Annotated in this window: 19 protein-coding genes; 6 read left to right on the top strand and 13 right to left on the bottom strand. The window is 67.5% G+C overall.

Annotated elements, in window-relative coordinates; genetic code table 11:
* The first annotated feature begins 27 nt into the window (after positions 1-27).
* On the top strand, positions 28-1,257 hold the full coding sequence (locus K2X73_RS13705) for a threonine synthase (RefSeq protein ID WP_294111719.1): 1,230 nt from the start codon (positions 28-30) through the stop codon (positions 1,255-1,257).
* Here the strand turns inward: K2X73_RS13705 and K2X73_RS13700 are convergent.
* The 5 genes from K2X73_RS13700 to K2X73_RS13680 all read right to left on the bottom strand — a co-directional run bounded on the left by K2X73_RS13700 (position 1,254) and on the right by K2X73_RS13680 (position 6,054).
* The gene (locus K2X73_RS13700) at positions 1,254-2,438 is read right to left on the bottom strand and encodes a hypothetical protein (protein WP_294111717.1); all 1,185 of its coding nucleotides are present in this window, start codon (positions 2,436-2,438) and stop codon (positions 1,254-1,256) included. The genes K2X73_RS13705 and K2X73_RS13700 overlap by 4 nt on opposite strands.
* A complete protein-coding gene (locus K2X73_RS13695) occupies positions 2,435-2,905 on the bottom strand; it encodes a vgr related protein (protein ID WP_294111716.1) in 471 nt (156 codons plus the stop codon). Before K2X73_RS13695 ends, K2X73_RS13700 begins: the two co-directional genes overlap by 4 nt.
* Complete coding sequence (locus K2X73_RS13690; RefSeq protein ID WP_294111714.1) at positions 2,902-3,435, bottom strand: PH domain-containing protein; 534 nt, start codon at positions 3,433-3,435, stop codon at positions 2,902-2,904. The genes K2X73_RS13695 and K2X73_RS13690 overlap by 4 nt, the downstream gene beginning before the upstream one ends.
* Before the next feature lie 70 nt (positions 3,436-3,505).
* Positions 3,506-5,521: a S9 family peptidase gene (locus tag K2X73_RS13685; protein WP_294111712.1), complete on the bottom strand. Its 2,016-nt coding sequence runs from the start codon at positions 5,519-5,521 to the stop codon at positions 3,506-3,508.
* Positions 5,522-5,595: 74 nt separating this feature from the next.
* Positions 5,596-6,054, bottom strand: coding sequence for a copper chaperone PCu(A)C (locus K2X73_RS13680; protein WP_294111710.1), 459 nt, complete (start codon positions 6,052-6,054; stop codon positions 5,596-5,598).
* A 181-nt stretch (positions 6,055-6,235) separates the two neighbouring features.
* On the opposite strand from K2X73_RS13680, the gene dnaK reads away from it, so the two are divergent.
* The 4 genes from dnaK to K2X73_RS13660 all read left to right on the top strand — a co-directional run bounded on the left by dnaK (position 6,236) and on the right by K2X73_RS13660 (position 12,225).
* Positions 6,236-8,140 (top strand): molecular chaperone DnaK, encoded by a 1,905-nt coding sequence (gene dnaK, locus K2X73_RS13675; protein WP_294111708.1) that lies wholly within the window; start codon positions 6,236-6,238, stop codon positions 8,138-8,140.
* Positions 8,141-8,248: 108 nt separating this feature from the next.
* Positions 8,249-9,364 carry a molecular chaperone DnaJ gene (dnaJ, locus tag K2X73_RS13670; RefSeq protein ID WP_294111705.1) on the top strand — a complete coding sequence of 372 codons (1,116 nt, stop codon included), beginning with the start codon at positions 8,249-8,251 and terminating at the stop codon, positions 9,362-9,364.
* Positions 9,365-9,439: 75 nt separating this feature from the next.
* On the top strand, positions 9,440-10,744 hold the full coding sequence (locus K2X73_RS13665; RefSeq protein WP_294111703.1) for a cation:dicarboxylase symporter family transporter: 1,305 nt from the start codon (positions 9,440-9,442) through the stop codon (positions 10,742-10,744).
* A gap of 371 nt (positions 10,745-11,115) precedes the next feature.
* Positions 11,116-12,225, top strand: coding sequence for an HD-GYP domain-containing protein (locus K2X73_RS13660; protein WP_294111702.1), 1,110 nt, complete (start codon positions 11,116-11,118; stop codon positions 12,223-12,225).
* A gap of 7 nt (positions 12,226-12,232) precedes the next feature.
* On the opposite strand, the gene K2X73_RS13655 is transcribed toward K2X73_RS13660, so the two are convergent.
* Entirely contained in the window at positions 12,233-13,138 is a 906-nt protein-coding gene (locus K2X73_RS13655; protein WP_294111700.1) for a haloalkane dehalogenase, read from the bottom strand.
* A 75-nt stretch (positions 13,139-13,213) separates the two neighbouring features.
* Positions 13,214-14,221 carry a fumarylacetoacetate hydrolase family protein gene (locus K2X73_RS13650; RefSeq protein WP_294111697.1) on the bottom strand — a complete coding sequence of 336 codons (1,008 nt, stop codon included), beginning with the start codon at positions 14,219-14,221 and terminating at the stop codon, positions 13,214-13,216.
* A 125-nt stretch (positions 14,222-14,346) separates the two neighbouring features.
* Between K2X73_RS13650 and K2X73_RS13645 the strand changes: the two genes are divergently transcribed.
* A complete protein-coding gene (locus K2X73_RS13645) occupies positions 14,347-15,498 on the top strand; it encodes an acyl-CoA dehydrogenase family protein (RefSeq protein WP_294111694.1) in 1,152 nt (383 codons plus the stop codon).
* 153 nt (positions 15,499-15,651) lie between these two features.
* On the opposite strand, the gene K2X73_RS13640 is transcribed toward K2X73_RS13645, so the two are convergent.
* Genes K2X73_RS13640 through K2X73_RS13615 form a run of 6 tightly spaced genes read right to left on the bottom strand, consistent with a single transcriptional unit; the run spans position 15,652 to position 20,016 of the window.
* On the bottom strand, positions 15,652-16,188 hold the full coding sequence (locus tag K2X73_RS13640) for a GNAT family N-acetyltransferase (RefSeq protein WP_294111692.1): 537 nt from the start codon (positions 16,186-16,188) through the stop codon (positions 15,652-15,654).
* On the bottom strand, positions 16,185-16,604 hold the full coding sequence (gene ribH / locus K2X73_RS13635; RefSeq protein WP_294111690.1) for a 6,7-dimethyl-8-ribityllumazine synthase: 420 nt from the start codon (positions 16,602-16,604) through the stop codon (positions 16,185-16,187). The genes K2X73_RS13640 and ribH overlap by 4 nt, the downstream gene beginning before the upstream one ends.
* A 46-nt stretch (positions 16,605-16,650) precedes the next feature.
* Positions 16,651-17,952, bottom strand: a complete 1,302-nt coding sequence (gene ribB / locus K2X73_RS13630; RefSeq protein WP_294111688.1) for a 3,4-dihydroxy-2-butanone-4-phosphate synthase — start codon at positions 17,950-17,952, stop codon at positions 16,651-16,653.
* 43 nt (positions 17,953-17,995) lie between these two features.
* Positions 17,996-18,616: a riboflavin synthase gene (locus K2X73_RS13625; RefSeq protein ID WP_294111686.1), complete on the bottom strand. Its 621-nt coding sequence runs from the start codon at positions 18,614-18,616 to the stop codon at positions 17,996-17,998.
* A 9-nt stretch (positions 18,617-18,625) separates the two neighbouring features.
* A complete protein-coding gene (ribD, locus tag K2X73_RS13620) occupies positions 18,626-19,597 on the bottom strand; it encodes a bifunctional diaminohydroxyphosphoribosylaminopyrimidine deaminase/5-amino-6-(5-phosphoribosylamino)uracil reductase RibD (RefSeq protein ID WP_294111684.1) in 972 nt (323 codons plus the stop codon).
* A complete protein-coding gene (locus K2X73_RS13615) occupies positions 19,585-20,016 on the bottom strand; it encodes a hypothetical protein (protein ID WP_294111682.1) in 432 nt (143 codons plus the stop codon). Before K2X73_RS13615 ends, ribD begins: the two co-directional genes overlap by 13 nt.
* Positions 20,017-20,064 lie beyond the last annotated feature (48 nt).

The following is a 20,064-nucleotide window of genomic DNA, read 5'->3' as shown; positions in this document are numbered from 1 at the left end:
CCGGCCACGTACGCCACCAAGCGCTGCATGACTTTAAACCCCAACCTCACCGAACCCCGCGCGTCGTTCGTCACCCATCTCGAATGCTCGATGACCGGCGAGCATTACCCGGCGGACCAGCCGCGCGGGCTGTCATCGGTTGGGCGGCCGGTGATCGTCCGCTATGATCTGGCGGCGCTGAAGGCCGCGCTTCCCCGGGCGCTGGTGGAAGCGCGGCCGACCGACCTGTGGCGCTGGCGCGAGCTGCTGCCGGTGCGCGACGCGGCCAACATCGTCAGCCTGGGCGAGGTCGAAACCCCGCTGATCCCCGTGCCCCGGTCGGGCGGCGCGAAGGTGCTGGTGAAGGACGAGGGGCGGCTCCCCACCGGATCGTTCAAGGCGCGCGGGCTGGTGATGGCGGTCAGCATGGCCAAGGCGCTTGGCGTCACCCGCATCGCCATCCCCACCAACGGCAATGCCGGCGCCGCGCTCGCCGCCTATGCGAGCCGCGCGGGGATCGAGACGATCGTGCTCTGCCCCGACGACACGCCCGAGATCAACGTGCGCGAGATCGCGCTGCAGGGGGCGCGGGTCTACCGCGTCAACGGGCTGATCGACGATTGCGGCGCGATCGTCGCCAAGGGCGCGGCGGAAGGCCGCTGGTACGATGTCTCGACGCTCAAGGAGCCCTATCGGATCGAGGGCAAGAAGACGATGGGGCTGGAGCTCGCGGCGCAATTCGGCTGGGAACTGCCCGACGCGATCTTCTACCCGACCGGCGGCGGCACCGGGCTGATCGGCATGTGGAAGGCCTTCGCCGAGCTGGAAGCGCTCGGCTGGATCGGGGCGAAGCGGCCGAAGATGTTCGCGGTGCAGGCGAGCGGCTGCGCGCCGATGGTGAAGGCGTTCGAGGAAGGCAAGGAACACGCCGAGCGCTGGGAGAATGCGCACACGATCGCCAGCGGCATCCGTGTGCCGCGCGCGGTGGGCGATTTCCTGATCCTGCGCGCGGTGCGCGAATCGGGCGGCATCGCGATGGCGGTCGACGATCCCGCGATCGAGGCGGCGGTCGAGCGTTGCGCGCGCGAGGATGGGCTGCTGCTCTGCCCCGAGGGCGGGGCGACGCTCGCGGCCTATCATCAAGCACGCGCCCAGGGGCTGGTGAGCGCGGATGACCGCGTCGTGCTGTTCAACTGCGCGACCGGCCTCAAATACCCAATGCCCGATCGCTCCAAGACGCTCGACCGCCACGCCGCGATCGATCTCGCGGCGCTTTAAGCGGCAAACGCGGCGAGCAGGAGCCCGCCGGGCACGGTCATCACCAGATAGAGGGCAAGGCCGCTCGCGGTCAGCCAACGCGGCACGCGCGGCGCGGCGAGCGCGAGCGCCCCGCCGAGCGCGATCCCGGGCCACACCACCGCGTAATAGCGCGATTGCGGGGTGGTCAGATCGCCCATCGTCGCGAAGGCCCGCCAGCCGAAGCCGAGATGGATGACGAACAAGAGCGCCGTCCCGGCGAGGAAGGCGAGGATGATCCGGCGCGCCGCCGGTGCCGCGCGGGCGCCGATGGCGGCGAGCGCCAGCTGGGCGATCAGCAGCACGCCCGACAGCGCGGCGGGCAGGCTTGCTTCCGCGGCCGGCCATTTCAGCGCCAAATCGCCCACGAAGCGCGCGGCGAAGCCGATCGGGGTCAGCACCACGCGCGCCTCGGGCGGTACGGCGAAGGCTTGGGTGTTGATCGGCACCAGCGCCCCGGTGCGCCACCACATCACCGCATAAGCGAGCGCCCCCAGCACGCTGCCGGCGAGGATGAGCGCGGTCCGCCCCGTCCACAAGGCGCGCCGACCGCCCAGCACGAGATAGCAACCCACCGTCCCGCCCAACGCAATGAACGCGGTAAGCTTGGTCCAGCCGGCGAGCGCGAGCCCCAGCGCGACCAGCCAGGCGGCGCCCCCGGGCAGCGCCAGCCCGGCGAACACCAGCGCCGTCGCCAGCGCGGCCAGATTGTCGTTGTTGATCATCCCCGCGACGAGCACCGCCTTGGGAAAGCTCGCGGCGATCACCGCGAAGGCCAGGCGCCCGCGCGCGCTCTCGATCCGCCGCCACCCGGCGACCAGCACCAGCGCGAGCGCGACCGTGGCGAGCGCGACATTGGCGAGCCGAAGCGGCAGGGGGCCATCGCCAAGCCCGAGCAGCGGCGCGAACAGCAGATAATAAAGCGCGGGGTGATTGATGTAATTCCGCTCACCCGACCACGCGCTCAGCGCATCGGGCCGGACGATGCCATAGTCGCGCGGATCGGCGGCGAGATCGGGCCGCTCGAACTGGGCGCGGATCACCGAATAATGCTGCAATTCGTCGAACGGGCTGGGGAAGGGGTAGTAAATGGCAATCCCCAGCGCGAGCACCGCGAAGCAGCCGAGCGCGAGCAGCGCCGGGGCGAAGGCGTCGCGCGTCATGCCGGCGAAAAGGGCAGGATCGCGGCGAGAGGACCAGCGTCGCTTCCCTGTTCGCGCGCCAGAAAGGCGTGACGAACGATCTCCGCCTGCTGCTCGATGCCATAGCGCGCGAACGGCTTGCCGGGTTCGAGCGTATAGCCGTAACGGCAAAAGGGATGGCGTTCGATCGGTAGCCAGTGCCCCGCCTGGTGCTGCCACACATGCACCATCTCGTGCAGGAACAGTGCCTTGGCGGCCAGGGTCGATGCCGCGAAATCGGCGCACCACCACGGACTTCGCGGGTGGAAATGGATATGGCCCCAGGGCGCCATCACCGTGTCGCGCGGCTGGAAGAACGCCCATTTGCGCGGCACCAGCCGTACCCGCGCATAATCGATCGCCGCGCCGAAGACGCCGCGCGCCAGGCCGACCTCGCCGGGGGTGAGGGGGCGGCTTTCGCGCGTCGGGGTCGCGTCGGTCGCCGTCATCCGCCCGGTTCGCCCAGCTCTTCGCGCACCATGTCGAACTCGCGCACGCCGCGCCGGCGCCGGGCGGCCTCGATCAGTTCGCGCAGCCGCTCGCGCCGCGCCCGCGCCTGGGTGATGTCGCGCAGCACGAGGGGCGCGGCGCGCGTCGTCTCGTCCGACGAGGTGATGCTGATCGTGCCGAGATCGGCGAGCTGGTTGATGATGCTGAAATCGATGCGGATGTCCTTGATCCGGTACAGCTCGATCTCGTCGATCGACTTCATCAGCACCCCGCGATGCAGGATCAGCCGGTCGTCGGTGAGTTCATAGGTGGTCGCGAGGTTCCCGATCCACTTGGCGGCAAGGATGACGGCGCCCGCCACCAGACCCAGCGGGAACAGCCACGCCCAGGCCCCCACCGGGCGCTGCGCGAGCGCCCAGAAGCTGCCGAGCAGGCCGATCACGATCAGCAGCACCGTGCCCCAGCCCGCGAGCGAGCCGCGCAGCCAGCCGGCGGTCGACGAGCGGAAACGATCAATGATCTGCGGCATGGTTGGGCCTCCCTCCGCCTCAAGATTAGCCCGTTGCCTCGGCTCCGTCACGCGCGTGTCGCGGCCAGCCTCACCTTTTGGAGCGATATTTGTCGAACCAGGCGAGGATGGCGCTCGCTTTCGCCGCTGATTGGCTTGGCCGCGCGGTGAAGCCGCCATGGCTCGCCCCGGGCACCTTGACGAGCGCGGTCGGCACCCCGCGGATCTGGAGCGCGGCGTAATATTGCTCGCTCTCGCTCACCGGCGTGCGATAATCCTCGGCGCCGACGACGACGAGCGTCGGCGTCTTGACGTTGCCGACCAGGCTCAGGGGCGAGTGCGCCCAATAGCTCATCGGGTCTTCCCAGGGCTGTTTCTTGAACCAATAGCGCGAGGTGAAGCCGGTATTGTCCATCGTCAGCGCCTCGCTGATCCAGTTGATCACCGGCTTCTGCGCGGCCGCCGCCTTGAAGCGATCGGTCTTGCCGACGATCCAGCTGGTCAACACCCCGCCGCCCGAGCCGCCGGTGACGAACAGATTGTCGGGATCGGCATAGCCCTGCGCGATCACGGCATCGACCGCGGCCATCAGATCATCATAATCCTCGCTCGGATAATTCTTGTCGATCAGATTGGCGAAGGCGGCGCCGTAAGAGGTCGATCCGCGCGGATTGGCATAGACCACCGCATAGCCGCTCGCCGCGTAGAGCTGATAATCGGTCGAAAAGACCGGGGCATAGGCCGAATGCGGGCCGCCATGGATTTCCAGGATCGTCGGCACGCGCGTGCCCGGCTGGTAATTGGGCGGTAGCACGATCCAGGCGTCGATCTTGCGCCCGTCCTTGGCGGTGACCGCGACGGGCTTCAATTCGCCCAGCGTCTTGCCCTGCAGCCAGGTTTCGTTGAGCCGGGTGAGCGGCTTGCCGTTCAGATAAACGTCCGCCGGCTTGCGCCAATCGCCGCCGGTATAGGCGACCTGCCCCTTGGCCGAGACGCTGAAGCTGCCGCCGGTATAGGGCCGATCGAGCGACCCGCCCGCGAGCCCGCCGACCACCGGGGTGATCTGCCCGTCAAGCCCGACGCGCGCGACCTTCTTTTCGGCATGGTCATCATAGCTGACATAGATGCCGCGCCCATCGCTCGCCCACACCGCGACGTCGATGTCGCGATCGAGCTTGGCGGTGAGCGATCGCGGGTTGGCGCCATCGGCGTCCATCAGGTAAAGCTGCGCCGGCTCGTTGCTGCGATAGCTGTCGTCATTGCCGAGATAGGCGATCTTGGTGCCGTCGGGCGAGACCGCCGGCGATTGATCGGGGCCGTAGCGCTTGGTCAGCTGGCGCAGCGTTCCGGTCGCGACCTCGACGCTGAACAGCTCGCTGTCATTGGGCTCGCGTTCCCAATCCGCACGGCGATTGGCCGAGAAGACGATGTGGCGCCCGTCCTTGGTCCAGCTGAGCGGGCCGCCATCCTGGAAGTTGCCGAAGGTCAGCTGGCGCGGGGCGCCGCCATCGGCGGAGACGACGAACAGATGGTCGAACCCCGGCCGCACATAGCCGCCACCATCGGCGCGGTAGGTGACGCGGTCGATGATTTCGAGCGGTTCGGCCCATTTGGCGCCTTCGGGCCTGGCCGGCGCCTTGCCCAGGCGCTGTCCCTCGGCGGGCACGCGCATCGTATAGGCGATCTGGCGGCCATCGGGGGACCAGGTGATCGCATCGGGGCTGTCGGGCAGGCCGGTGACGCGGGCGGTCGCGCCGCTCGCCAGCCAGCGGACATAGAGCTGCGGCGCCTGGCCCGGCTCGGCCGCGACATAAGCGAGGCGGGTGCCATCGGGCGACCAGCGCGGACTCGCGCCGGTGGCGGCGAGGGGCGATTGCGCGCCGGTCGTGGTGTCGATCAGCCAGATCGCGCTCGCCATCCGATCGGCCATGATGTCGCCGGTGCGGCGGACATAGGCGATGGCGCGGCCATCGGGGCTGATCTGCGGATCGGCCGCCTGTTCAAGGTTGAACAGATCGCCGCCGGTGAAGAGGCGCGTCGGCGCCTCCTGCGCGGCGAGCGGCAACGCGCAGCCTGCGAGCAGCAACGCGAAAGCGGTGCGAAGCATCGTGATCATCCTCCCCCAAATCGGCGCGATTTGTCGCGCGGGGGCGGGGATCGCGCAAGCGGTTTTGGGCGGCGTTATTCCTTGGGCGCGGCGTCGCCCGCGGCGATCACCGGCGCGGTCACCTCGATCCGGCTATTGTCGGCGAAGGTGAACACCAGCGGGATGCGGCCGCCGGGCTTCACGCCTTCGTTCACGTCATAGAGCATCGCGTGGCGACCGCCTGGCGCGAAGGTCAGCTCGGCCTTGGCGGGCACGTCGATCGCGCGCTCCGGCATCATCATCGCCGCGCCGTTATGCTGCATCGAGGCGTGCAGCTCGCTCTTGATGACGAAGGGCGAGGTGACGCTCAGCAGCTTGGTCGCCGCGGGGCCGCCATGGACGGTGAAATAGGCGGCGCTCGGGTTGCCCTTCACCGCGCTCAGCCGGACATAGGCATGGTCCACCCGCAGCACCGGCGCTTCGCCGCAACCGGCGAGCCCGGTGGCGAGCAGCGCGGCGCCAAGCAGCGCGGGGCGGGCGAGGGCGCGGATCATCGAGCTATTCTCCATCTGGAACCAACCGCCATTTTGTAGAAACCAAGCAATCTTGCGGCAAGCAAAAGCCCGCCTATATCCCGAAAAGCCCGCCTATATCCCGAGACGTTGCTGTGCCGCGCTTGGGGGCGCGGGGCGCATCAGGCTAGTGTTTTTTGTGGATGGGGGCCGATAGAGGACCATGGGTAAAGTAATCGGTATCGACTTGGGCACCACCAATTCGTGCGTCGCCGTGATGGAAGGCGGCAAGCCCAAGGTGATCGAGAATGTCGAGGGTGCGCGTACCACCCCGTCGATCGTCGCTTTCGCCAAGGATGGCGAGCGGTTGATCGGCCAGCCGGCCAAGCGCCAGGCGGTGACCAATCCCGACAATACGGTATTCGCGGTGAAGCGGCTGATCGGCCGCCGCTATGACGATCCCGTCACCAAGCGCGACACCGAACTGGTGCCGTACAAGATCGTGCGTGGCAGCAATGGCGACGCCTGGGTCGAGGCGGGCGGCAAGGATTACAGCCCCTCGCAGATTTCGGCCTTCACGCTGCAGAAGATGAAGGAAACCGCCGAGAATTATCTCGGCGAGCCGGTCACCCAGGCGGTGATCACGGTGCCCGCTTACTTCAACGACGCGCAGCGCCAGGCGACCAAGGACGCCGGCCAGATCGCGGGCCTGGAAGTGCTGCGCATCATCAACGAGCCGACCGCGGCGGCGCTCGCTTATGGCCTGGAGAAGCAGGACGGCAAGACGATCGCCGTCTATGACTTGGGCGGTGGTACGTTCGACATTTCGATCCTGGAAATCGGCGACGGCGTGTTCGAGGTGAAGGCCACCAATGGCGACACCTTCCTGGGTGGCGAGGATTTCGACAACAAGCTGCTGAACTTCCTTGCGGAAGACTTCAAGAAGGCCGAAGGGATCGACCTCACCAAGGACAAGCTCGCGCTGCAGCGGCTGAAGGAAGCCGCCGAAAAGGCGAAGATCGAGCTCAGCTCGGCGCAGACCACCGAAGTCAACCTGCCCTTCATCACCGCCGACCAGAACGGGCCGAAGCATCTGGTGAAGAATGTCAGCCGCGCCGATCTCGAGCGGCTGGTCGATGATCTGATCCAGCGCACGCTCGAGCCGTGCCGCAAGGCGCTGGCCGACGCGGGCGTGAAGGCGAGCCAGGTGGACGAGGTCGTCCTCGTCGGCGGCATGACGCGGATGCCCAAGGTCCGCCAGGTGGTGAAGGACTTTTTCGGCAAGGAACCGCATTCGGGCGTCAATCCCGATGAGGTCGTCGCGATGGGCGCGGCGATCCAGGCGGGCGTGCTGCAGGGCGACGTGAAGGACGTGCTGCTGCTCGACGTGACGCCGCTGTCGCTCGGCATCGAGACGCTGGGCGGCGTGTTCACCCGCATGATCGACCGCAACACGACGATCCCGACCAAGAAGTCGCAAATCTACTCGACCGCTGATGACAATCAGCAGGCGGTCACGATTCGCGTCTTCCAGGGCGAGCGCGAGATGGCGGCCGACAACAAGCTGCTCGGCCAGTTCGATCTGGTCGGCATCCCGCCGGCGCCGCGCGGCGTGCCGCAGATCGAGGTGACGTTCGACATCGACGCAAACGGCATCGTCAACGTCTCCGCCAAGGACAAGGGCACCGGCAAGGAACAGCAGATCCGCATCCAGGCCTCGGGCGGGCTTTCGGACAGCGACATCGAGCAGATGGTGAAGGACGCCGAGCGCTTCGCCGAGGAAGACAAAAAGCGCCGCGAGGCGGCGGAGGCGAAGAACACCGCCGACAGCCTGGTCCACCAGATTGAGCGCCAGCTGGTCGAGCATGGCGACAAGGTCGACAGCGCCCTGAAGGCGGAGATCGAGAACGCCGTCGCCGACACCAAGAAGGCGATCGAGTCCGGCGATCCGCAGGCGATGCGCGACAAATCGGGCGCGCTGCAGCAGGCGGCGATGAAGCTTGGCCAGGCGATCTACGAAAAGGAACAGCAGGCGCAGGCGAGCCCCGGCGCGGCGCCCGCCGAAGAGGCGAAGGCCGAGGACGTGGTCGACGCCGAATTTTCGGAAGTGGACGATAGCAAGGCTTAACTGGGTGCAAGCCCAGCGCGCCTTCGACGATAGCAAGGCCCGGACCACCGCACGTCACGGCGGCGGTCCGGGCCACCTGTTGTGGTCGCGGTGGGACGGGACGATGAAATGACCACCGAAGTCGATTATTACGAGCTTCTCGAATGCGAGCGCGGCGCCGATGATGCGACGCTGAAGAGCGCCTATCGCAAGCTCGCGATGCGTTGGCATCCCGATCGCAACCCGGGCGATCGCGAGGCCGAGGCACGCTTCAAGGCGATCAACGAAGCCTATGATTGCCTGAAGGATCCGCAGAAGCGGGCCGCTTATGATCGCTTCGGCCACGCCGCCTTCAAGAACGGGCAGGGCGGGCCGGGCGCCGCCGATTTCGGCGCGTTCGGCGATATTTTCGAGAATATCTTCGGTGAGTTCATGGGTGGCGGCGGGCGCGGCCGGGCCTCGCCCCAGCGCGGCGCCGATCTGCGCTACGACATGGAAATCAGCCTGGAAGACGCCTTTCATGGCAAGGCGACCGAAATCACGATCGATGTCGCCGCCAGCTGCGGCGTCTGCCACGGCTCGGGCGCGCGTAGCGGCACCAGCGCGCGCGCGTGCGGCACTTGCGGCGGGATGGGCAAGGTTCGCGCGCAGCAGGGCTTTTTCGTCGTCGAACGAACCTGCCCCAGCTGCCACGGTGCCGGGCAGGTGATCGCCGATCCCTGCCCCAGCTGCCGGGGCGAGGGGCGGATCGACAAGACCAAGACCCTGACCGTCACCATCCCGCCCGGGGTGGACGAGGGCACGCGGGTGCGGCTGAGCGGCGAGGGCGAAGCGGGCTTGCGCGGCGCGCCGCCGGGCGACCTTTACATCTTTCTCCATGTCGCGCGCCACGGCATCTTCGAGCGCGAGGGCACGACGCTGTTCGCCCGTGCGCCGATCAGTTTCACCACCGCCGCCTTGGGTGGGACGATCGTGCTGCCGGGGCTGGACGGCGAGAAGCACGAATTGCGCGTCGCCGCCGGCACCCAATCGGGGCGCGAACTGCGGCTGCGCGGCGCGGGGATGCCGGTGCTGCAGGGGCGCGGGCGCGGCGATCTGGTCGTGCGGATCGAGGTCGAGACCCCGACGCGCCTCTCCGCCAAGCAGCGCGAACTGCTCGAAGCGTTCCGCGCGACCGAAACCGGGCAGGAATGCCCGCAATCGACCGGCTTCTTCCACAAGGTGAAAACCGCGCTGGGCGGGTGAACGCGCTCATCGGCGCGCCTTGGCTTGACCGACTTCTGGTGTGGGGTATCACCACGCCATCGTTGGGAGGGCGGAATGAACAGCCAGGGCGCCGCGCGCATGGCCCGGTCGCGGCCGCAATGGGTGCTGATCGCGTTGATCGTCGGCTTCCTCGCCGGGCTGGCGCTGCAAGGCCAGACGGCGGTGGTCGAGGGCGCCAATCTGATCGGCGGCATCTGGCTCGATTTGTTGCGGATGACGATCCTGCCGCTGGTCTTCGCGTTGGTCACGACCGGCGTCGCCGATCTCAGGTCGCGTGGGGCGGAGGCGGGGGCGCTCGGCTGGCGCCTTGGCCTGGCGATCGTGGTGTTGTTGGCGCTTGCCGGGGCAAGTGCGGGGTTGATCGTGCCGCCCTTGCTCGCGCTCAGTCCGATCGATGCCCGGGCGATTGCCGCGCTGGCCCACGCATCGGGCGAGGCCGCGCCTGCCGTGCCCGCGAGCGCGCTGGCCGGGCTTCGCGGCATGATCCCGACCAATATCGTGGCATCGGCGGCGGCTGGCGCGATCGTCCCGCTGGTGATCTTCGCCGCGGCACTGGGCGCGGCGCTGGGAGCGATGGTCCCGGCACGCGCCGATGCGCTGCTGGCACCGCTGCGCACGCTCGCCGATGCGATGATCCTGATCGTCGGCGTGGTGCTGCGCTTCGCGCCGATCGGGGCGCTGATGCTCGGCATCAATCTCGGCGCGACCGTGGGTTGGGCGGCGGTAGCCGCGCTCGGTTATTTCCTTGCCATCTCGCTCCTCTTGTCGCTGGTGCTGATCACGCTGAGCACATTGTTCGCGGCGATGCTGGGGGGCGTTGGCCTGGTCGCCTTCGTGCGCGCGGCGTTGCCGCCACAGCTGATCGCGGCGGGCACGCAATCCTCGCTCGCCACCTTGCCGACCACGCTCGCGGCGGCGCGGCAGCTGGGGGTTTCCGAGCGGGATGCCGCGGTCGCGCTGCCGCTGGCGGTATCGGTGTTCAAGATCACCGGCCCGTCGAACGGTATCGCCGTGGGGCTTGCGCTGGCATGGCTCAGCGGTACGCCGGTTGACGCGGTGCACATCGCGGTGGCGGTGCCGGTCGCGATGCTGGCATCGCTCGCGATCCTGGGGGTGCCGGGCCAGGTGACAATGTATGCGGCATCCGGCCCAGTCGCGGTGGCGCTAGGCGCGCCGCTCGGCATGCTGCCGGTACTGATCGCGGTTGATCCCTTGTCGGACATGTTCCGTACCGCCTCGAACGTCACCGCGCATCTGGCGGTAACGTGCTTCGCGGCGGCAGGTGTTCGTGAAGCGTATCCGATCGGTACCGAGCCGATCAATCGCCCCAATGGCGCAGTCGCGACGCCGCATCCGTAAATCTACCGTATCCGCGCGCGGTTTCGCCCCTGAACGGGGTACGCCCAAAGGCGGCGTCGTTCGCTAGAGGCGAACTACCTCGATCACCAGGATCAGGGCGCCAAGCCCGACTAAGGGGCTGGCGATCGCGGCCAAAATCCGCCTCGCGGCCGCCATCCTCACCCGGATGGCCCGGAGCTGGCGATGTAAGAACCTTACGCTTGCGTGCAATTAAGTTGTTCGCGCGCTGCCTTGCCTCGGGCATAAGCGCGCCCCGTTTTGGGCCTCCATCCGGTTGGCCGGCCCCAAGGTTACTACCCAATGTTAAGGGTTTGCCGGGCAAGAGAAAGATCAAGGCGGTTATCGTGCCGGCACGGGTAAAGGGGCAGAGCATGGACGCACGGAATCGCTTCGACGATTCAGGCAGCGGCTTATTCATGGGCGATTGGCGCGGCCCGGGCGATACCGGGCGCAAAGTGGTGCCGGCTGCGGCACCCGCCCCGGCACGTCCGCAGCTTCACCTGCAAGCCCGCCGCGCCAGCCTGGCCCAGGAGCGCAAGCGCGCGCGCGATATCGTCTCGGCGGCGAAGAACCAGATCGTTTCAGCGTTCGACGATGTGCGCTTCGGCCATAACCTGAATGTCGAGGCGCTGTGGCCGCTCGTCACCGCGATCACCGCCTCGGTCGAGCGCCACCCCGCCGCGATCCTCGGGGTCACGCGGATCAAGGACCGGCACGAATATACCTATCTCCATTCGGTCGCGGTGTGCGGGCTGATGATCGAGCTCGCGCGGCGGCTGAAGCTGCCGACCGATCAGCACCACGATATCGGTCTCGCCGGGCTGCTCCACGATGTCGGCAAGGCCCGGCTACCGACGAGCCTGCTCGACAAGCCGGGCGCGCTGACCGCGCAGGAGCAAAGCGTGATGCACCAGCATTGCCAGCTGGGGCACGATATTCTGACGAGCACCGATCAGGCGCTGCCGGCGGTGGTGCTCGACGTATGCCTGCATCACCATGAGCGGCTTGACGGGTCGGGCTATCCCGATCGCCGCTCGGGCAACAATGTCTCGCTGGCGGCGCGGATGGCGGCGATCTGCGACGTGTATGACGCGGTCACGTCGCCGCGGCCCTATAAGGCGTGCTGGTCGCCGGCCGAGGCGATCGAATATATGGCCGATCGCCCGCACCATTTCGATCCCGAGGTGCTGCGCGCGTTCACGGGCATGATCGGCATTTTCCCGGTCGGATCGATGGTGCGGCTCCAGAGCGAGCGGCTGGCGGTGGTGCTCGACGAGCCCGAGGAGAACCCGCTCGCGCCCGCCGTCTGTCCCTTCTTCTGCGTGATGACCAAGCAATTGCTGCCGCTGCGCCGAATCTCGCCCGAGCAGGACCCGATCATCGGCATCGAGGTGCCGTCGCGCTGGCGGATTGGCGATTGGAACAAAATCCGCGCGGACATCCTGGCGCATTTCGCCGGCGGGATGGACCCGGCGAACTGAGGTGCGGTCAGCGCCCGCCGAAATGCGCGAGCGCGGCGCGGGCGATCTCTTCGCCCCATTCCTGCACGAAATGGCCGCCGCCGGCGATCATCAGCGGTTCGGGGCAGCCGCGGATGCGTTCGCGCAGCGCCGCCATTTGCGGAGGACCGAGCACGGGATCGGCGTCGCCCACCGCCATGAAGGTGGGGCCGGACCAGTGGTTCGACCAGAAATCGGCCGCCGCGCGCGATTCCGCGGCGCCCGGCATGTCGGGCTCGACCGGCACCAGCGCGGGCCACACCTGCGCGCCCGCCTTGTAGCTCGCATCGGGGAAGGGCGCGTCGTACGCGGCGATTTCATCCGGCGTCAGATGCGGCGTGCCGCGCGCGATCAGGGCGCCGATCGGCAGATCGGGAGTCGACAGCGCATAGGCCTTCCACATCAGGAAACCCGGCCCTGGTGACTGGCCGGTCGCGAGCCCGGTGTTCATAACAATCAGCCGCGCGATCCGTGCGCGCATCCCCTCATGCACCGGCAGCGTCAGCCCGATCAGCCCGCCCCAATCCTGCACCACCAGCGTGATGTTGGTGAGGTCGAGCCGCTCGATCAGCGCGATCAGCCAATCGCGGTGGAAGTGGAAGCTGTAATCGCTTTGCAGCAGCGGCTTGTCCGATCGGCCAAAACCCAGGAAATCGGGTGCGACCACGCGCGCGCCGCTTTCTAGGAACACCGGGATCATCCGCCGGTAGAGATAGCTCCAGCTCGGCTCACCGTGCAGGCACAGGAAAGTCTGCGCGGCATCGCGCGGGCCTTCGTCGATATAGGCGCCGCGCAACCCCTGATAGCCGGGGAGGTCATCGACATAGTGGGGCGCATAGGGAAAACCGGGAAGGTTGGCGAAACGGTCGTCGGGCGTGCGTTTGGCCTCGATCATGGCGGCTCTCCTATCCTTGAGTCTTTTTCCGTATGCTAAATGTCGCACCCGCTACGGCAAGCGTTTTGGGCACCGCTACGCGCCGATCACCTGCTGCTCGATCGCGCCGAAGATGCTGTGGTGCCTGTCGTCCTCGGCCCAGATGCGCACCGTGTCGCCCGCTTTCAGGAAGGGGGTTACCGGCTTGCCGCCCTCGATCGTCTCGACGGTGCGGACCTCGGCGAGGCACGAATAGCCGACGCCGCCCTGGGCGATCGGCTTGCCCGGGCCGCCCGCGGCGTCACGGTTCGATACGGTGCCCGAGCCGATGATCGTCCCCGCGCCCAGCGCGCGGGTCTTGGCGGCGTGCGCGATCAGCGTGCCGAAATCGAAGGTCATGTCCTCGCCCGCCTGCGCCCGGCCGAAGGGCGCCCCGTTCAAATCGACGCACAGCCGGCGGTGGAGCTTGCCCCCCTGCCACCAGTCGCCGAGCGCTTGCGGCGTCACGAACACCGGCGAAAAGGCGCTCGCCGGCTTTGACTGGAAGAAGCCGAAGCCCTTGGCCAGCTCGCCGGGGATCAGGTTGCGCAGGCTCACATCGTTGGTGAGGCCGACGAGACGGATCAGCCCAAGCGCGTCTTCCCGCGAAACGCCCATCGGCACGTCGCCGGTGACGACGACCACCTCGGCCTCCAGGTCGCAGCCCCAGGCTTCGTCCCTGAGCGGGATCGGATCGCGCGGTCCGAGAAACCCGTCGGAGCCGCCCTGATACATCAGCGGATCGTGCCAGAAGCTTTCGGGCATCTCCGCCCCGCGCGCCTGCCGCACCAGCGCGACATGGTTCACATAGGCCGAGCCATCCGCCCATTGATAAGCGCGCGGCAGCGGCGCGGCGGCGTCATGCTCGTGAAAGCGTTCGAGCGGGATCGCTTGGTGCTCGAGATCGGTCGCCAGCGCCTCGAGCGATGGCGCGATACGATCCCAATCGTCGAGCGCGGCCTGGAGCGTGGGAGCGATATGGCCGGCATCGGCATACCAAGCGAGATCGTTCGAGACGACGACGAGCCGCCCATCGCGTCCGCCCTTCAGGCTGGCCAGTTTCATCGTGTCGCTCTCCCGTTGGTCTTTCGTCCGGGACTAGACCCGGAGCAGGGGGCTCGACAAGCGGGGTTGACCTGCCCGGCCCCGCCCCACAAGCTTGGCGCAACCAGATAATCAGGGAGAGAGAGATGCTCGACACGCTGCCCGGGCGCTTCGCCTATAACGAGGATCACCAGGCCTTCCGCCAAACCGTCCGCCAGTTCCTGCTGAAGGAAGGCGTGCCCAATGTGACCCAGTGGGAGAAGGACCGGCTGGTCCCCAAGGCGTTCTGGCGCCAGGCGGGCGAGGTCGGGATGCTGTGCCCAACGGTGCCCGAGGCTTATGGCGGGCTCGGCCTCGATTTCGGCTATAACGCGATCGTCAACGAAGAGATGGCGTATCTCGGCGTCCCCGCCGGCTTCACGCTGCAATCGGATATCGTGTGCGACTATCTGGTCGCCTATGGTTCGGAAGAGCAGAAGGCGCAGTGGCTGCCCCGCCTGGTGAGCGGCGAGACGATCACCGCGATCGCGATGACCGAGCCGGGCACCGGCAGCGATCTCCAGTCGATCCGCACCAGCGCGGTGAAGGACGGCAACCACTATGTCATCAACGGCAGCAAGACCTACATCACCAACGGCCAAAATGCCGACCTGATCCTGGTCGTCGCCAAGACCGACCCCGACGCCAAGCCGGCGTACAAGGGCATGTCGATCATTCTGGTCGAGGCGGATCGCGAGGGTTTCCAGCGCGGGCGCAAGCTCGACAAGATCGGCCAGGACGCCGCCGACACCAGCGAGCTGTTCTTCGAGGATGTCCGCGTGCCGATGACCAACTGCCTGGGGCAGGAGGGGATGGGCTTCATCTATCTGATGAGCCAGTTGCCGCAGGAGCGGCTCTCGATCGCGGTCGGCACCCAGGCGAGCGCGCAAAAGGCGTTCGACGAGACGGTGGAATTCACCAAGACGCGCAAGGCATTCGCGGGAATGGTGTTCGATTTCCAGAACACCCGCTTCGTGCTCGCCGATCTCAAGGCGAAGCTGCAAGTCGGCTGGGCGCATCTCGATTGGGCGATCAAGCGCCACCTCGCGGGTGAACTGACCGCGACCGAGGGCGCGGCGGCCAAGCTGTGGCACACCGAGCTGCAATGGGAAGTGATGGACAAATGCCTCCAGCTCCATGGCGGCGCGGGCTATATGAACGAATATCCCATCGCCCGGATGTGGCGCGCGGCGCGGGTCAGCCGGATTTACGGCGGCACCAACGAGATCATGAAGGAACTGATCGGGCGCTCGTTGTGACCACCCGCGGCCGATCAAACTGACCGGTCCGTCACCCCGGCCACCGAGCCGGGGTCCCGCTGGCTTCGCGACGGTCGCCAAACAGCGGGACCCCGGGTCAAGCCCGGGGTGACGCCCAAAAAAGCCGGTGCTGGAAGCGTGCCGCCGCCTCGCTTACCCCCGCCGCGCGCGCCACGCGGCGGCGCTCTGCCCCCAATTATCGACCGGAAATGCTTCCAGTGGCGGCGGCAACCGGGTCGGCCCGCGATTGACCGAGCCGAGCCGCTCCGCCAGCGCGATCGAGCGGTTATTGTCGGGGGCGATCGTGTGGCAGACGTCGTCCCACCCCAGCACGTCAACCGCATAGTCCATCGCCGCGACCGCCGCTTCATAAGCGTAGCCGCGTCCGGCGAAATCGGGCAGCACGCCCCAGCCGACCTCGGTCCCCGGCCAGCCCTCGGGCTGCCACGGGCCGATCCGCCCCACCCAGCGCCCGGTATCGCGCTCGATCACCGAGAACATGGCAAAGCCACGAATTTCCCAAGCACCGCGCATTTCGCACAACGATCGCCACACTTCGCTGCGTGTCTTCACCCCGCCCAGATGCCGCATCGTCTCGGCGTCGGCGGCGAAGGCGGCGAAGCCGTCAAGATCGCCCGCCTCGGGCAGGCGTAGCAGCAGTCGTTCGGTAGTGAGAACGGGCGCGCTCACCCGAAGCGGCTCTTGAGCGCGAGCATCGCCAGCGCCGCCTTAGCCGCCTCGCCGCCCTTGTCCTTCTGCGCCGGGTCGGCGCGGACGAGCGCCTGTTCTTCGTTCTCGGTGGTCAGGATGCCGTTGCCGATCGCCAGGCCATCCATGCTGAGCGCCATCAGCCCGCGCGCGCTTTCGCCGGCGACGATCTCGAAATGATAGGTCTCGCCGCGGATCACCACGCCGATGCCGACATAAGCGTCATACCGCCCGCTTTCGGAGGCGAAAGCGATCGCGCCGGGCACTTCGAGCGCGCCGGGGACGGTGATCGTCTCATGCGCGTGCCCCGCCGCCTCGATCGCGGCGCGGGCGCCGGCGAGCAGCATGTCGTTCAGATGCTCATAGAAACGCGCTTCGACGATCAGGATGCGAGCCATGCTTCTTCCCTACAAAAATTCTTACCGGTCATGGGAGGGAACGGAGTCACTCCCCCGACGTGCACGGGATCGGCCGTTCGCCGACGATCGACAAGCCATAGCCCTCGAGGCCGACCAGCGTGTGGTGCGTGTTGGTGAGCAGCACCATGTCCTGTACGCCGAGTTCCGCCAGGATCTGCGCGCCGATGCCGTAGTCGCGCAGCTCTTCGACCTGCGGATCGCCCGCGCCCTTGCCTTCGTGCCGGAGCTGAATGAAGCGCGAGACGAGGCCGGGCATCGGCTTGTTGATCACCACGATCACGCCCGAGCCATGCTCGGCGATCAGCTCCATCGAGTGCGATAGCAGCCCGGCGCGTTCGGATTCCTCGCCGAACACGTCGACGAACATCGACATGGTGTGCATCCGCACCAAGGTCGGCTTGGCCGCGTCCACCTTGCCCTTTTGCAGCGTGATCAGCTCGTCGCCGGTCGCCTTGTTGCGGAAGGTCATCGCCCGCCATTCGCCGCCCCAGCGGCTGGCGAAGCTGATTTCGGCGGTCTTCTCGACCAGATGGTCGTGCTTGCGGCGATAGGCGATCAGATCGCGGATCGTGCCGATCTTCAGCCCATGCGCCTGGGCGAAGGGGATCAGATCGTCCATCCGCGCCATCGTGCCGTCGTCGCGCATGATCTCGCAGATCACCCCCGAGGGGTTGAGCCCGGCGAGGCGCGAGACATCGACCGCCGCTTCGGTATGCCCGGCGCGCACCAGCACCCCGCCATCGCGCGCGACCAGCGGGAAGACATGGCCGGGCGTCACGATCTCGTCCTTGCCCTTGGATGCGTCGATCGCGACCGCGACGGTGCGCGCGCGGTCATGCGCGGAGATACCCGTCGTCACCCCGTCCTTCGCCTCGATCGAGACGGTGAAGGCGGTCGAATGGCGGGTGCCGTTGTTGCGGCTCATCAGATCGAGCCCGAGCTGATCGACGCGGGCGCGGGTCATCGCCAGGCAGATCAGCCCGCGGCCATGCGTCGCCATGAAGTTGATCGCCGCGGGCGTCGCCATTTGCGCGGGGATGACGAGATCGCCCTCATTCTCGCGGTCTTCGTCGTCGACCAGGATGAACATGCGGCCGTTGCGCGCTTCCTCGATGATTTCCTCGATCGGCACGACGACATCGGCGTCGTCGTTGGCGAACAGGAACGTCTCCAGCTTGCGCAGCGTCTCGGCAGTGGGGTTCCACTCGGGCGAGTCGATCTCGCGCAGGGTGTTGGCATGAAGCCCCGCGGCGCGGGCCAGGCCGGAGCGCGACATCCCGCCGTCGGTGACGAGGCGGCGAACGCGGTCAATCAAGAGTGTGCTCATGGGGCCGGAATAATCACATCATAATGTGATTTCAAGCTGGCGATCACACATTCATGTGTGTTTTACGATAAGCCTCCATCCGGCCGAGATAGCGGGCGAGTACGTCGATCTCGATATTCACCGCCGCCCCCTCGGTAAGGCCGCCCAGCGTCGTCGCGTGCTGGGTGTGGGGGATGAGGTTGATCGCGAAATGGGTAAGTCCGTCGGCCTGATCGGCGACTTCGTTGACGGTGAGCGACACGCCGTCCACCGTCACCGATCCCTTGGGCGCGAGATAGGGGGCGAGCGCCGCCTCCACCGCGAAGCCGATGCGGCGCGAGTCGCCCTCGGGGCAGATGCCGACCACGCGCGCGATGCCATCGACATGGCCGGTGACGATATGGCCGCCCAGCTCCTCGCCCAATTTCATCGCCCGTTCCAGGTTGAGCTGCCGCCCGGCCTCCCACATGCCCGGCGCGGTCCGCCGGACCGACTCGGCCGACACATCAACCGCGAACCAGCCCGGCCCCTTTTCCACCACCGTCATGCACGCGCCCGAACAGGCGATCGAGGCGCCCAGATCGATGCCGTCGGTATCGAAGCCGGTGCGTACCGTCACGCGGCGGTCGCCCCGGTCCTCGCTCGCCGTGATCGTGCCGATATCGGTGATGATGCCGGTGAACATGCAGGCTCCTCAGCGGATGCGGTGATACACTTCCAGCCTGTCTTGGCCGAGCCGGCGGGCATCGGCAAGCCGCCAGCGGCCATGTGCTTCGGCCAGGCTGGCAAGGCCGATGTCGCCCAGTGCCGGGCGGCCCGCGCCGATCAGGATCGGGGCGCGATAGAGCAACAGGCGATCGACCAGATCCGCCGCGAGGAAGGCGCTCGCCGCGCCGGCGCCGCCTTCGACAAGCAGATGATCGACACCCGCGAGGTCGGCGATCGCGGTGGGCGCGCGCAGCTGTTCCCAGCCCGGCGCGGCGGCGGTGGATGAGAGGAGCAACCGCCGCGGGCTGCGCGCCTCGAGCCCCGGCAGCCGTACTTCGAGCCGGGGCGCGTCGGCCTCGAACGTCCCACGCCCGACCAGGATCGCCTCGTGCCGGCTGCGTTCGAGATGCGTGTGGGCGCGCGCCTCCGCCCCGGTGATCCACTGGCTCTCGCCATCCGCGCGGGCGATCATCCCGTCGAGCGACAGCGCGAGCTTCAGCGTCACCATCGGCCGGCCGAGCCTGCGGCGGGCGAGGAACCCCGCCATCGCCACCCGCGCTTCGTCGGCGCGAACCCCTTGCTCGACCGCGATGCCCGCCGTGGCGAGCCGGGCGAACCCCTCGCCATTGGTCCGTGGGTCGGGATCGCCGAGCGCCGCCACCATGCGCGTCACCCCGGCGGCGATTAGCAGCTCGGCGCAGGCTGGCCCGCGCGCCGAGACATGGGCGCAGGGTTCCAGCGTCACGTAAGCGGTGCCGCCGCGCGCCGCCGCTCCGGCCTGGCCGAGCGCCATCGCTTCGGCGTGGGGGCGCCCGCCGGGCTGGGTCCAGCCGCGCCCGACGACTTGTCGCGCGCGCACGATCACGCAGCCGACATTGGGGTTGGGCGCGGTTCGCCCGCGCGTCCGTTCACTCAGCGCGAGCGCCGCGCCCATGAACGCTGCGTCTAAATCCCCCATTGCTTCAGCGCGTCATCAACCTTCTTGAAGCTGGCCTGGCGCTTTTTCTTCAACGCCTCGATCCGCGCCAGCTCGGCATGTTTCTTCGCTTGATCGATCTTCTGCTGGGCGCGGATTTCGTCATCGGTGCGGCTCGCGGGCCATTGCTCTACATAGATGATGTTGGGCGTGTAGGGCCGCTTGAATTCCGATGCGTCCTTGATCAGGGCCAAAATAATCCCCGCCGTCAGCGCCGCCGAGCAGGCGAAGAACCAAAGCTCGTGCCGCTTGCGCGCGGCGAAGAAGGCGCGGAGATCGGCCAATGCCGCGATCGGCGAGAAACGGGCGAAGAAACGCATCGCGCCAACATAGTCCCTGCCCGCATACGGGAAAAGTACGGGGAGCCGAATTAGTGAGCTGCCCCCTTCTGAGTGGTCCATCGACTATGAGAGTCTGGATCAAGGAAGGGACGACGAATGCCTGCCAAG

It is taken from the genome of Sphingomonas sp. (genome assembly GCF_019746665.1).
Lineage (GTDB): Bacteria > Pseudomonadota > Alphaproteobacteria > Sphingomonadales > Sphingomonadaceae > Sphingomonas.
This window is presented reverse-complemented; position numbering and strand designations above follow the sequence as displayed.